The organism is Burkholderia sp. Bp8984 (assembly GCF_003853755.1).
Classification (GTDB): domain Bacteria; phylum Pseudomonadota; class Gammaproteobacteria; order Burkholderiales; family Burkholderiaceae; genus Burkholderia.
Window position 1 is genome coordinate 120,432 of sequence record NZ_QTQN01000007.1, and the last position, 13,637, is coordinate 134,068.

Genomic DNA, 13,637 nt, shown 5'->3' on the forward strand with positions numbered 1-13,637 from the left:
CGCGACGGCCGGCCGTCCCCCCGCGCCCGCCGCCACGGCACGTTTCTCATCAGGTTTGGAGAGTCAGGAGATCAAATGGTCAAGCAAGCGGTAGCAGCAGCAATCATCGGAATGGGCGCGATGTCGGGCGCCTGGGCACAAAGCAGCGTGGTGCTGTACGGCAGCCTGGATGCCGGCGTCGCCTATGTGAACAACGTCGGCGGCCACGCGAAGTGGGCGATGATCCAGGGCAACACGCAACCCGACCGGTGGGGCCTGAAAGGCAAGGAAGACCTCGGCAGCGGCCTGTCGGCGATCTTCCAGCTCGAAAACGGCTTCTATACGAACAACGGCCAGTTCGCGACCGCGAACACGATCTGGAACCGCGCGGCCTTCGTCGGCCTCAGCTCCGACCGCTACGGCACGCTGACGCTCGGCCGCCAGACGCCGCTGACGTTCGACTATCTCGATCCGCTCAGCACCGCGTATCTCGCGCTGAGCTGGTATGCGTTCCATCCGGGCAACATCGACGGGCTCGCCGCGACCGGCAACGTGCCGTACAACAACGCGGTCAAGTACCGTTCGCCGAGCTTCGCCGGCTTCTCGGCCGCGGCGGCGATGGCGCTCGGCAACACGACGAACTTCTCGACCGGCAAGTCGGTCGGGGTCGCGCTGAACTACGCGAACGGGCCGTTCAAGGCATCGGCCGTCTACTCGAACGAGCACGACCGCTCGATCCTGATCAGCCAGACGGGTATCACGTCGTTCCAGGGGCAGAACACCGCGACCGGCTACATCGCGAACAAGGTCGAGAACATCGGCGCGGGCGCGTCCTACCAGATCGGCGACTTCCTCGTGCACGGCCTCTATACGCGCGTGAAGATGCAGTCGAACGGGTTTTCCGACACGTTCCAGAGCTACGACGCGGGCGTGAACTACCGCAGCAGCGCGTTCAACACGATCGCGGGCGGCGCGGCGACCACGACGCTGGCCGGCCGCCGCTGGACGCAGGTCGAGCTCGGCGACATCTATGCGCTGTCGAAGCGCACGCAGCTGTATGCGAACGTGCTGTACGAGCACGGTTCGGGCGGCGCGAAGGCCGCGTTCTTCACGGCCGGCGCGTCGAGCACCGCGAACCAGGTGATCGTGCTGACCGGCATCCATCACTCGTTCTGAGCGGCGGCGGGCGGATGCGCCCGACGGCGGAAACGAAAAGAGCAGCCCGGGGGCTGCTCTTTTTTTGGCTACTTGCGACAGGCTACTGACGAAGCCGCGCGACGCGGCTCATGCCGCGAATCAGAACATCGCGACGCGATGGCGCGCGTGCGCGAACGTCGGGTCGCTTTCGAGCGGCCGGTAGTTCAGCCGCTGCGACAGGTCGACCGCCGCGCCGCATACCGCTTCGACGAGCCGCTCCTTCTCGCCGGCCTCGCCGATTTCCGAGCGCGGCACCGTCGCGGTGATCGCCGCGACGATCGCGCCCGAATGATCGCGCACGGGTGCCGTCACGGCCGAGATGCCGCTCTCGAACGCGGCTTCGCTGACCGCGTAGCCGAGCCGCGCGTAATGACGCACACGCTCGTACAACTCGTCCACCGTGCCCGGCGTGCGCTCGGTGAACTGTTCGAGCCGCTTCTCCGGATACAGCTGGCGCAGCGCGTCGCGCGTGAGGTCGCCCATCAGCACATGGCCGTGCACGGTCGCGTGCGCGGGCAGCCGCGTGCCGACGTGCACCTTCACCGAGCCGAACATCGACGTGTTGCTCTGCGCCTTCGCGACGAACACGACATCGCGCTGGTCGCGGATCAGCAGGTGCGTCGACAGGCCGGTCGCATCGCGCAATCGTTCGAGCACGGGCGTGCCGAGATCGGTCAGTTCCAGCGAATTCAGGTATTCGAAGCCGAGCCGCAGCACGCCGACGCCGAGCCGGAAATAGCGGTCGCCGTTCACGCGCTCGAGAAAGCCGAGCGCTTCGAGCGTCTGCAGCAGGCGGAAGGTGGTCGTGCGCGGAATGCCGATGCGCTTCGACAGCTCGGGCGCGCCGAGCACCGGCTCGCGCGCGGAGAATTCGGCGAGGATCCGCAGCCCGCGCTCGAGGCCCGGCACCAGATACGACGACGCGCCGCCCGACGGTTCGTCGTCGCCCGCGCCCTGCTTCGACGCGTCGTGGTCGACGTCGTCGCCGGCTGTCGCGCGCGGCGCACTTGCCGGCTTCGCCGGCGGTTTCGATGCGCCGCTCATCGTTGGATTGATCCTGTGCACATGGACGGAATGGAAGCGTTCACGAATGACCCGCAATGCTTGATTATGGAATTTCGACCGGACCGGATCAACACGATCCGGCGCAGGCGGCCGATGGCCCGGCGCGCCCGATCGGGTAGCCGGACTCATATAGCCTGATGCGATCGAAAGGATAACAGCGATAGACAGGACTGCCCATCGGAACGTCGCCTTAGGCAAGGCGGGCCGCCGGCCCTGCTCATCCGCGATCGGGATGCCTCACGTGCGGTACCGGCCGGCACGATCACGGCCGATGTGCGACTAGAAAACGAAAGGGGGAAGAAACGCGAGGAAACAAACGACCGCACCGATCCGCGAGCGGGATCGGCGCGACGCGACGTCAGGCCGTCACGGCAGCGTCGTACTCGGCACGGGCGAGCTGGCCAGCGGCGTATGCGTCGGCTTCACCGCGAAAGCCGTCCGTGCTGAATGCGACGACTTTCACACCGACACCCGACGCCCGCTTCACCGTCAGCGCCCATTGCCATCCGCCGTCTTGTTCGAAGACGTGCAGCGAGGGTTCGAGGGATGAGTCCAGTACGGTCACGGGTTTTATGCTCCTGCACTGCGCATCACGTCGGCGACGCGTCAGGCATGTCGAAAAAATGCGCCGGCGTCCGGCGCGTTTCAGCCATTCGACAGTCTAGTCAATGAATGTTGCGACGCACCATCAGGGCTTACACCTGCCTATCAGAACCGGGCGGTCAATCAAAACCACCTGAAACCCTTATGGGACGGGCCTCGCAGGCCGGTTCAAGCCGCCCCGGACACCTGCGTGCGGCAACGTGCCGCATCGACGGCGGCTTGCCTCGCCTGGATGAAAAACGGGGTGCGACCGGCACGCGTGCGCCGGACCACCACCTTCGTCGGCCCGTGGCGCCCGCCGGTCGGCATCTCCGGCCGCTACCGGCCGCTTCCCGCCGACACCACCCGCCGGAACGTCAGGTTGACGCGCTCACCCTGCACGGCCGGCGCCTTCGGCACGCGGTGCTGCCATTCGGCCTGCGTGCGGCCGCGCATCACGAGCAGGCTGCCGTGTGTCAGCCGGTACGCGTGCACGACGCCGGTCGCACGATGACGCAGGTCGAATACGCGCATCGCGCCGAGGCTCACCGACGCGATCACCGGCGCGTCGCCGAGCTCCGGCTCGTTGTCGGCATGCCAGCCGAGACTGTCCTGCCCGTTGCGATAGCGATTGAGCAGCACACTGTTGAATCGCGCGCCGCAGGTCGCCTCGACCGCGCGCTTCAGGTCGAGCACGGCCGGCGTCCACGGCGCGGGCACGTTGCGGATCCCCGAATACACGTAGACGGCGTCGGGCTCGCCCTGCCACGCGGTGAGCCGCGGCAGCGGAATGCGACCGCGCGGCGTGCGGATCGTGTCCTGCCGCCACGCGACCTCGTCGATCAGCGCGGCCAGCACGCGATCGGCGTCGGCCGGCGCGAGCCAGTCCGGGTACCAGTCCACGTCGGGCACGGGCGAATCGGCGAAAAGATCGGGCGTCGACATGTCGCGATCAGGCAGCAAATGAACGGTGCGGGGAAACCACGTCTGCATGGTAGCCAACGGCGACGCGCGACGCCATGCGCTGTCATTCCGGCGCGCTAGCGGCCGCGGGTCAACCGGATCAGCGTGATCTCGGACGGCACGCCGAAGCGGTTCGGCGGCCCCCAGTAGCCGGTGCCGCGGCTGGTATAGAGCCACATCGTGCCGAACCGGTTCAGCCCGCCGATCACGGGCTGCTGCAGGCGCACGAACGGCGGCCACGGCAGGAACTGCCCGCCGTGCGTATGGCCGGACAGCTGCACGGTGAAACCGGCGCGGCTCGCCGCTTCCGCGCTGCGCGGCTGGTGCGCGAGCAGGATCTTCGTGCCGACGTCGTGCGGCGCGCCCGCCAGCGCCTGCTCGGGATCGCTGCGATGCGCGGGATCGAACCCGCCCGCCGTGAAATCGGTGACGCCGGCGAGCACCGCGCGCGCGCCGTCGTGTTCGATCAGCACGTGTTCGTTGAGCAGCACCGTCAACCCGATCCGCCGGAACTCGTCGATCCATGCGTGCGCGCCGGCGTAGTACTCGTGGTTGCCCGTCACGAGGAAGCTGCCGTGCCGCGACTGCATGCGGCCGAGCGGCGCCGTGTGCTCGCGCAGCCGCTTGACCGAGCCGTCGACCACGTCGCCCGTCACGACGACGAGATCGGCCTCGAGCGCATTGACCGCGCGCACGATCCGCTCGATATACGGGCGCTTGATCGTCGGCCCGACGTGAATGTCCGAAAGTTGCACGATCGTCAGGCCGTCGAGCGCGGCCGGCAGCCCGTCGACGGGAATCGACACGCGCTTGACCGCGGCCGTGCGGCGCGCACCGACGAATCCGAGCGCGCTGACCAGCACCGCGCCCGCCAGCACGCCGAGCGCCGTGTCGGATGCCGCGCCGCTCCAGGCGCCGTCATGCCCCAGATGCCGCCAGACGACGACGCCGAGCAGCACCGGCTCGCGCAGGAATGTCAGCACCAGCAGCGACGAGAAGAAACCCATCGCGATCGAACCCAGCCAGCCGACCAGAGTCGCGGCCCAGCCTTCGTCGAAGCGGCGCGAGAACATGCCGACCGGAATCAGCACGACGAAGCTCGCCAGCATCAGCGCCGCGATCGTGCGCGCGAGCGGCGACGTGAAGGCGTCGGGAATGATCCGCAGCCCGACATACAAATGGAACACCACGCCGATTGCGATGAACCGGACAAAGAAACTTCGCATGGAATACTCGTCCTCGTTGCGATACCGCTTCCGCGCCGCGCGTCGGACGGGACCGTGCCGTCAAGCCTCTTCACGCGTCGCGCTCTTCGCACGATGGTACACAGATACCGGCCGGCACGACGGTCACGGCCACGGCGGACGCACCGCGCGGCCCGAACGCGGATTCATCCGCGACTGCGCGTCAATTCCGCATTCGGCTCGCCGATTCCCGCTTCATCGGCAGACAAACGGCATCGGCCCGGTTTCGTCTGACGATCCTTTACAGTCCGTCAGCAACCCTGCCAGTGCATGCGCTGGCAGAATCGCGAACCGCCATCGATCGCACCGAAGCGCCCACCGGGCAGCCCCGTGCGTGCGGCAGGCACGCCGGGCATCGCTGGCGGTCTACATCGCGCTGATTTATTATCGGCTCCGTATCGCGGAATCGTCGTCGCGGCGACGAACCGCCTTGCGCCGCGCCCGGCATCCACCCCCAACGTCGAGCTCGTCACACCATGAGAAAAACAACGCCGCGCGCGCCGCTGCGTGTCGCCGCCGTCCTCGCGCCCGCCCTGCCGCTCGCGGGCTGCACGTCGCGCGGCGCACCGTCGTACGTCCTGTTCGGCGCGTATTTCCCGCTCTGGCTCGTCAGCGCGATAGTCGGCATCGTCGGCGCGATCGTCGCGCACCGCGTGTTCGTCGCGACCGGCTGGGCCGCCACGGTGCCCTACCAGCTCGCCGTCTGCACCGCGATCGGGCTCGTGGTCGCCGTGATCGTGTGGCTCACCGGCACGGGGCCGTTCGCATGAAGGCCGCCGGCACCACCCGCCCGTCCACGAAAGGCCGCGTGATCGCGCTGGCGATCGTCGCGCTCGGCATCGCGGCGCTCGCGTACGCGTACCACCGCACGACGGCCTACCCGTCCACCGACGACGCGTCGATCGACGCGGACGTCGTGCACGTCGCGTCGCCCGTCGGCGGCCGCATCGTGCAGCTTGCCGTGCACGAGAACCAGCGCGTTGCAAAAGGCGACCTGCTGTATCAGATCGATCCGGTGCCGTACCGGCTGACGGTCGCGCAGGCGCAGGCCGACCTCGAACTCGCGCGCGCGTCGCTCGACACGCGCCGCCGGTCGCTGATCGGCGAGCGCTCGAACGCAGCCGTCGCCGCCGAGCAGGTCAAGCGCGCGTCGCAGAATCACGATCTCGCGACGCGCGACGTGAACCGGCTCGCGCCGCTCGCGGCGCAGGGCTACGTCAGCGCACAGCAGTTCGACCAGGCGAAGGTCCGGCAGCGCGACGCGGCCGTGTCGCTCGCGCAGGCGCAGGAACAACAGCGAGCGTCCGCGCAGACGATCGGCGACGACGCCGATGCGATCGCCACGCTCCATGCACGCGAAGCCGCACTCGCCCGCGCGCAGCACGCGCTCGACGACACGGTGGTGCGCGCGCCGCACGACGGGCTCGTGACGGGCCTGACCGTGCTTGCCGGCGAAACCCTCGCGCCGAACCAGTCGATCTTCACGCTGATCGATGCGAGCGAATGGTTCGCCGTCGGCAATTTCCGCGAAACGTCGTTGAACCGCATCGCGGTCGGCGACTGCGCGACCGTCTATTCGATGATCGACCGCAGCCGGCCGCTGACGGGCAAGGTCGTCGGGATCGGCGCGGGCATCTCGGACAGCGACCGCATCAACCTGCCGCGCGCGCTGCCGATCGTGCAGCGCTCGGTGAACTGGGTACATGTCGCACAGCGCTTCCCGGTGCGTGTGAAGCTTGACGAACCCGACGGCAAGCTCGTGCGCGTCGGCGCGAGCGCGATCGTCGAGGTCCGGCATGGTTCAGCCTGCCGCTGAAGTCCGCTCGCCCGGCCCGCGCGAAGTCCTGCGACTGCTCGCGCCGTTTCCGGGGCGCGCCGCGATGGCCGCGCGGGTCGCACTGATCTGCGCGCTCGTCGTGCTCGTGACGAGCGGCTACGGCACGCCGGAAGCCGCGATCTCCGCGTACGTCGTGTTCTTCCTGAACCGCGCCGACCGCGTGACGAGCGTCGTGCTCGCGGTCGCGATGCTGCTGCTCATCACGCTCGTGATCGCGCTCGTGATCGGCGTCGCGATCTTCAGCATCGACTATTCGGTGCTGCGCGTCGCGTGCATGGCCGTGCTGTCGGCCGGGTTGCTGTACCTCACGTCGGCGAGCAAGCTGCGCCCGGTCGGCGCGATCCTCGCGATGATCGTCGGCTTCGGGCTCGACCAGCTCGGCCTCGCGCCGGTCGGCGAAGCCGCGACGCGTGCGCTGCTCTACGCATGGCTGATGGTCGCGATTCCGGTCGGCGTCGCGATCGTCGTCAACCTGCTGATCGCGCCTTCGCCGCGCAAGCTCGCGCTCGCGCGGCTCGCGAAACGGCTGCGGCTCGCCGCGCAGCGGCTGCGCGGCGACGAGGATGCGCGCACGGCCTTCGACGCGAGCCTGCGCGAAGGCGACAAGCAGCTCCTCACGTGGCTCAAACTGTCGACGCTCGAAGGGTCGACGCCCGCCGCCGACGCACCCGCGATACGGCAAGCCATCGCGTCGAGCACCGCGCTGCTCGTCGCGGTCGCGCTCGCCGACCGCGAACCGGACGCGCGGCTGCCCGCCGCGTTCGCGCAACCGGCTGCGGCGACACTCGACGAGATGGCCGGCATCCTCGAGCAAGGCGGTTATCCGGTCGACGTGACGCTGGGGCTGCCGCCGGCCGATACGCTGCCGCCGCTCGCGCGCGTCGTCGCAACCGATCTGCACACGGCCATCACGCAGTTCGCCGAGCCGGCCACACCTGCTGAATCGACTGCAGCGACTGCACCGGCCGCATCGGCCGCATCTGCCGCACCGACGGAGGCTCCGCCCGACGCATCGGCTGCAACCGCCAACGCCAACGCACCCGCCGCGCCGCGCGGCGGCTTCTTCCTGCCGGACGCCCGCACCAACCCCGACCACATCCGCTACGCGCTGAAGACGACCGTCGCGGCGATGTTCTGCTACCTGCTGTACTCGCAGCTCGACTGGTCGGGCATCCATACCTGCTTCATCACCTGCTACATGGTGTCGCTCGGCTCGACGGCCGAAACGGTCGAGAAGCTCACGCTGCGGATCGCCGGCTGCATCGTCGGCGCGCTGATCGGCACCGCGGCGCTCGTGTTCGTCGTGCCGGCGCTGTCGTCGATCGGCGAGCTGATGGCGCTCGTGTTCGTCGGCGCGTGGCTGTCCGCGTGGGTCGCGTTCGGTTCGCCGCGCATTGCGTACGCTGGCTTCCAGGTCGCGTTCGCGTTCTTCCTGTGCGTGATCCAGGGCGCGGGCCCCGGCTTCGACCTGACGCTCGCGCGCGATCGCACGATCGGCATCCTGCTCGGCAACGTCGTCGTGTATCTCGTGTTCACGCGCATCTGGCCCGTCAGCATCGGCAAGCAGATCGACGTCGCGTTCGCGGCGCTGCTCGATCAATGGCGCCGTATCGCGCAGGTCGTGCAGCCGGCCGAACGCCGCACGCTCGCCGCCGAAGCGTTCGCGCGCCACGGCGCGATCGCGCAGGAGCTCGGCCTGATCCACTACGAACCGTCGTGGGTGCGGCCGGCCGCCACGTGGCTCGCCACCCGGCGACGCGCGCTCGCGGAACTCGGCGCGCTCGAAGGCCCGCTGTTCCTGCTCGCCGAGCGTACGCCGGGCGATGCGGCGATCGGCGCGCACCTCGCGCGCGTGGTCGAACTGCGCGACGACGCCCCGACCGCCGACGCCGCTTCGTCGCCGCCGTCGTCGACGGCAGGCGCGGCAGCCGAGCCGGCCCCGCCGCCGGCCGCCACCTCCACCGACCCTGCACGCGACGCGCTGCTGAACCTGATCGACACGCGGCTCGCGCACATCGCCGACGCCGCGCGTCCAGACACCCCGAAGGAGCCTGCCCCTCATGCGCGTCCCTGAACCGCCGGCCGCATCGATCGCCGCCGCCGCGCTCGCGACCGCCATCGCGCTGACCGGTTGCGCCACGTCGTCGGTCGATCTCGCGCCGCAGGCCCCCGACCGCCCGTGGCAGCCGCAAACGTCGGCCGCCGGCGACATCGTGCCGGCGCCACCGCTTGCATCCGCGCAACGTGCGCCGCACGACTACACGCTGCCGGCCTCGCCCGCGCTCGCATCGGTGTCGCCGCCGGCCGCGCTCGATGCCGCGCATCCGTACACGCTGCCCGAGCTGATCGATCTCGCCGAATCGACGAACCCGCTGACCCGCATCGCATGGAACGACGCGCGCAACGCGGCGCTCGCGGTCGGCATCGCGAAGGCCGCATACCTGCCGAACCTGTCCGCGACCGCGATGGGCGCGTACCAGGCGAGTCACGGCTCGACGTCGACGATCCTCGGCGACTCGTCGAGCAATACGACCGTGCACGGCGCGATCTCGGCGCTGTCGCTGCAATGGCTGCTGTTCGATTTCGGCGGCCGCGCGGCGCGCGTCGAGGCGGCCGAACAGGCGTCGGTCGCGTCGAACGTCGCGTTCACGGCCGTGCATCAGCAGGTGATCCACGACGTGACCGTCGCGTATTACCGTTACGAAGCCGCCCGCTCGCGCGCGGTCAGCGCGCAGCAGGGCCTGGCGAACGCGGACGCGATTCTCGCGGCGTCGCGCGCACGGCTCAGGCAAGGCGTCGGCACCGTCGTCGAACTCGCGCAGGCGACGCAGAATCGCGCACAGGCGAACCTCGCGCTGGTCCAGGCGAACGGCACGGAAAGCGACGGCTACCTCGCGCTGGTTTCCGCGCTCGGCATCTCGCCGCTGTCGAAACCGTCGATCGCCGCGCTGCCCAGGCGAGCGCTGCCGCCCGCGCTCGCGTCGTCGGTCGACGCGATCGTGTCGGACGCGATCGCGCGCCGCCCCGACCTGCAGGGCGCCTATGCGCTCGAGCAGGCCAACCGCGCGAAGATCAAGGCCGCTCAAGCCGCTTTCATGCCGAAGATCTTCCTGTCGGCGTCGACGTCCTACGCCAGCGGCGGCACGGCGATCACCGCGCTGCCCGCGATCGGCGACCAGGCCCCGACCGTGAACCTGAACGGCAGCCACTACGGCGGCGGCGTGTTCCTCGGGGTGACGATTCCGCTGTACGACGGCGGCCTGCGCTCGGCGGTGCTGATGCAGGCGCGCAACGATGCGCAGAGCGCATCCGCGCGCCTCACGCGGACCAAGGAGGAAGCCGTCCGCCAGGTCGTCGCCGCGCAGAACGCGGTGCAGACGAGCCTCGCGTCGCACGACGCGGCGAAGGCGCTCGTCGATGCCGCGCAGACGAGCTACGACGCGGCGCTGACCGCGTACCGCAACGGCGTCGGCTCGGTCACCGATGCGACGATCGCGCAAAGCCAGCTGCTCGCGGCCCGCAACGCGGAGGTCGACAGCTACGCCGGCGCGCTGTCGGCCGCCGCCGCGCTCGCGCTCGCGACGGGGACGATCGGCGCGTCGCAGTCACCGTCGCAGTGACCACCGGCCGTTCGCGGCCGGCCGCCAGACGGGTTGACGCCTGCGCGCGCGGCCCACTAGAATGCCGCCCATTCTTCCTTCAGGAACCATCGTGGACAGTTGCAGCACTCCGTTGCGTGCGCCGCTTGCCGCCTGAACGCCTGTCCGACGCAGTTCTCCTGCCGCGGCTCGCGTTCCGCGAGCCCGCACGCCATCCGTTTCACATTGAATGACGCATCCGCGCGGTACAGTACCGCGCGATGACGGCCATCGTGCCGCGTTCGGCTTCGCGCCGCCGCGCCGCGGGCCGGCATGCGCACTTGGCACGGCAGGACCATCATGACTCTCGATTTCGCACTCCGTCTTTTCACTGCGTTCGCCTGCGGCGTCGCGATCGGCCTCGAACGCCAGATGCGGCAACGCACGGCGGGGCTGCGCACGATCACGCTCGTCGCGAGCGGCGCCTGCCTGTTCGTCACGCTCGGCGTGCTGACCGGCAACGGCGTGGCCGGCGTCACGCAGATCGCTGCTTACGTCGTGTCGGGCGTCGGCTTTCTCGGCGGCGGCGTGATCATGCGCGACAAGGGTTCGATCCAGGGCATCAACACGGCCGCGACGCTGTGGTGCTCGGCCGCCGTCGGCGTGCTGGCCGGGTCCGGCCACTACGTGCCGGCCCTGGCCGGCACGGGCGTCGTGCTGCTCACCAACACGGTGCTGCGCGGCGTCAGCCAGGCGATCAACGCGACCCCCGTGTCGAATGCCGACCTCGTGCGCGAATACCAGATCACCGTGATCTGCCTCGCCGCCGACGAAGTGCACATCCGCACGCTGCTGTCGAATGCGATGTATGCGAAACCGCTGTCGTTCCAGAGCCTGACGAGCGAGGACGTGCCCGAGCAGCCGGACCGATTGAAGGTGACCGCGACGCTGAAGCTGCATCCGAAGGATCAGCAGAAGCTCGAGCAGATCGCGAGCCGGATGAGCATGGAGAAGAGCATTTCGAGCGTGAGCTGGACCGCGAAGGAAGCGGAGCCGATGATGGAGTGAGCGCAAAGGCGGCCGGCTCGGCACGACCGCCCCGCCGCCGGCGCCGCGTCAAGGCGTATCGATGAGCCCGGCCGAGATCGCCTTGACCACCGCCTGGACCTTGTTGGTCGCGGCGAGCTTCTCGAGGATGTTGTTCACGTGGAAGTTCACCGTGCGCTCCGAGATGCTGAGGATCTGGCCGATCTCGCACGCGGTCTTCCCTTCGGCCGTCCAGCACAGCACCTCGCGCTCGCGCGCGGTCAGCGTGACGCTCGCCTCGGGCGACAGCTTCGGCACCATGAAGCGGCTCATCAGCGAATGCGACAGGTTCGCGAGCCAGTTGGTCTGCAGCGTCAGCATGTTGATCTCGGCCGGCGTGAGCCGGTCCGCATGACGCGCGATGCTCAGCAGCCCGAACGCGCCGCGCGCCGCCCAGCTCGACTGCGCGACGCCCACCGACAGCCCGTGGTCGCGCGCGTCCCGCCAAAGCGGACACGGATCGATCCGGTCGACGTCCGGCCAGACGATCATGTTGGTGCTGAGCGCGCCGTCACGCACCGTCGAGTCGATCTCGATGTAGTTCTGCGCCTGGTAGTGGGCCATCCAGCCGTCCGGATAGGTATCGAAGATCGCGACGGCAGGCTTCGACACGGGCAACGGCACGCGAATGCCGTAACAGCAATATTCGAAGCCGAGGCGTTTAGAATAAGCGGCGATCCGCTGGAAGAGCTGCTGCTCGTCTTCCGCGGCGCTGAATTGTTGGTAGGCATCCTGCCAGCGCAGTTCCATTCATTCTCCGACAACGTTACGCTGTCATACCTGTCAGGTGCCAGCGCCGGTTCGGGGCTGATACATTCCGCGCATGACTTCACCTTTGTTGCACCCGGTCCGCGGCCCGTCTCCGGACGGCTACGTGCGCCTGTCCGAAAGCGCGCTGGCCGCGCTCGCGCTCGACCATGTCGCGAGCGGCCTCGATGCATCGCTGCTCGCGGAACTGCGCGACAGCGCCGTCGACGCGCGTCTGGCCGGCTACACCGAATGGCACCGCCCGGCCAGTGCCGGCCTCGCGTACCTGACGGTCGGCTGGGACTGGTATCTCGAGCGCGCGACGGGCACGTTCGCGATCGCGGGCGGCGACGTCCGCAGCAACATCATGGCCGTCGACGCCACCGGCGCCGACCTCGGCATGTTCCGCACCGCCGCCGTGCTGGCCGCGCGGCTCGCACACATCGATTGGCCGGCCGCGGTTGCGTCGGCATTGCTCGGTCGCAACGACGTCTATCATGCCGGTCCCGTGCTCCAGTGACAACCGGCCGCGCTTTCGTCTGACATTTCCGCAAGACTGGCGCTCTTTATAAGCAAAAGCCGCCGGTATTTCAATCCCGCCGATCAAGAAACCGTTACCACCGGTCGAATGGTGTCGGCGCGGCCTCACCCTGTAAGAGTTACCAGTTACCGCCTCCTCGGGACGCGCGATGTAATGCGGGCATACCAAAGTACCGATCCGAGGACACCATGCGGACCTTCGTTCACGATGAAGGGCGGTTACCACACGAACTTGCAGCGGATCTCGGGCGCTATCGGCGCCATGTGTTCGTCGAACAGCTCGGTTGGGCGCTCCCGTCGGCGAACGAATGTTTCGAGCGCGACCAGTTCGATCGCGACGATACCGTCTACGTGTTCGCGAGAAACGCCGGCGGCGAAGTGTGCGGATGTGCGCGCCTGTTGCCGACCACCCGCCCGTATCTGCTGAAGTCGTTGTTCGCCGACCTGATCGCCGCGGACGTCGCACTGCCGCAATCGGCTGCCGTCTGGGAGCTGTCGCGGTTCGCGGCGACCGGCGACGACGAAGGCGGTCCCGGCAATGCCGAGTGGGCCGTCCGCCCGATGCTCGCCGCGGTCGTCGAATGCGCGGCGCAACGGGGCGCGCGGCAGCTGATCGGCGTGACGTTCGCGAGCATGGAGCGGCTGTTCCGCCGGATCGGCGTGCACGCGCACCGGGCAGGTCCCCCGAAACAGGTGGACGGCCGTCTGGTTGTCGCGTGCTGGATCGACATCGATCCGCAAACGTTTGCCGCACTAGGAATCGAGCCGGGACGGGCTGCCCGGCAAGCCATCGCCGCCTGAGCCGGAACGCGCGTAGTC

At 68.9% G+C, this 13,637-nt stretch carries 13 protein-coding genes; 8 read left to right on the forward strand and 5 right to left on the reverse strand.

The genetic code is table 11. The annotated features are described in order from the left end of the window. Positions 1–75: 75 nt before the first annotated feature. Positions 76–1,155: a porin gene (locus DID98_RS09975; protein ID WP_124520793.1), complete on the forward strand. Its 1,080-nt coding sequence runs from the start codon at positions 76–78 to the stop codon at positions 1,153–1,155. A gap of 120 nt (positions 1,156–1,275) precedes the next feature. Here the strand turns inward: DID98_RS09975 and DID98_RS09980 are convergent, their stop codons facing one another. The 4 genes from DID98_RS09980 to DID98_RS09995 form a co-directional block, all read right to left on the reverse strand. Next, on the reverse strand, positions 1,276–2,220 hold the full coding sequence (locus DID98_RS09980) for an IclR family transcriptional regulator (RefSeq protein WP_124488184.1): 945 nt from the start codon (positions 2,218–2,220) through the stop codon (positions 1,276–1,278). A gap of 379 nt (positions 2,221–2,599) precedes the next feature. Next, entirely contained in the window at positions 2,600–2,806 is a 207-nt protein-coding gene (locus DID98_RS09985; RefSeq protein WP_044843168.1) for a hypothetical protein, read from the reverse strand. A gap of 356 nt (positions 2,807–3,162) precedes the next feature. Next, positions 3,163–3,768, reverse strand: coding sequence for an alpha-ketoglutarate-dependent dioxygenase AlkB (locus DID98_RS09990; protein ID WP_044843167.1), 606 nt, complete (start codon positions 3,766–3,768; stop codon positions 3,163–3,165). Positions 3,769–3,863: 95 nt separating this feature from the next. Beyond that, positions 3,864–5,012, reverse strand: coding sequence for a metallophosphoesterase (locus DID98_RS09995; protein WP_124570646.1), 1,149 nt, complete (start codon positions 5,010–5,012; stop codon positions 3,864–3,866). A 494-nt stretch (positions 5,013–5,506) separates the two neighbouring features. Here DID98_RS09995 and DID98_RS10000 point away from each other — a divergent pair, with 494 nt between their 5' ends. The 5 genes from DID98_RS10000 to DID98_RS10025 all read left to right on the forward strand — a co-directional run bounded on the left by DID98_RS10000 (position 5,507) and on the right by DID98_RS10025 (position 11,513). Further along, positions 5,507–5,800: a hypothetical protein gene (locus DID98_RS10000; RefSeq protein WP_124488186.1), complete on the forward strand. Its 294-nt coding sequence runs from the start codon at positions 5,507–5,509 to the stop codon at positions 5,798–5,800. Beyond that, positions 5,797–6,846 carry a multidrug transporter subunit MdtN gene (gene mdtN, locus DID98_RS10005; RefSeq protein ID WP_124570647.1) on the forward strand — a complete coding sequence of 350 codons (1,050 nt, stop codon included), beginning with the start codon at positions 5,797–5,799 and terminating at the stop codon, positions 6,844–6,846. Before DID98_RS10000 ends, mdtN begins: the two co-directional genes overlap by 4 nt. Beyond that, positions 6,827–8,941: an FUSC family protein gene (locus DID98_RS10010; protein ID WP_124570648.1), complete on the forward strand. Its 2,115-nt coding sequence runs from the start codon at positions 6,827–6,829 to the stop codon at positions 8,939–8,941. Before mdtN ends, DID98_RS10010 begins: the two co-directional genes overlap by 20 nt. Then, complete coding sequence (locus DID98_RS10015; protein ID WP_124570649.1) at positions 8,928–10,487, forward strand: TolC family protein; 1,560 nt, start codon at positions 8,928–8,930, stop codon at positions 10,485–10,487. The genes DID98_RS10010 and DID98_RS10015 overlap by 14 nt, the downstream gene beginning before the upstream one ends. Positions 10,488–10,805: 318 nt before the next feature. Next, a complete protein-coding gene (locus DID98_RS10025) occupies positions 10,806–11,513 on the forward strand; it encodes an MgtC/SapB family protein (protein ID WP_044843160.1) in 708 nt (235 codons plus the stop codon). 48 nt (positions 11,514–11,561) lie between these two features. Here DID98_RS10025 and DID98_RS10030 read toward each other — a convergent pair whose 3' ends face one another. After that, the gene (locus DID98_RS10030) at positions 11,562–12,281 is read right to left on the reverse strand and encodes an autoinducer binding domain-containing protein (protein ID WP_124488191.1); all 720 of its coding nucleotides are present in this window, start codon (positions 12,279–12,281) and stop codon (positions 11,562–11,564) included. Positions 12,282–12,354: 73 nt separating this feature from the next. On the opposite strand from DID98_RS10030, the gene DID98_RS10035 reads away from it, so the two are divergent. Together DID98_RS10035 and DID98_RS10040 are read left to right on the forward strand one after the other, a co-directional pair. Then, a complete protein-coding gene (locus DID98_RS10035; protein ID WP_044843158.1) occupies positions 12,355–12,798 on the forward strand; it encodes a DUF4902 domain-containing protein in 444 nt (147 codons plus the stop codon). A 209-nt stretch (positions 12,799–13,007) separates the two neighbouring features. Continuing rightward, positions 13,008–13,619: an acyl-homoserine-lactone synthase gene (locus DID98_RS10040; RefSeq protein ID WP_124488193.1), complete on the forward strand. Its 612-nt coding sequence runs from the start codon at positions 13,008–13,010 to the stop codon at positions 13,617–13,619. The last annotated feature ends 18 nt before the right edge of the window (positions 13,620–13,637 follow it).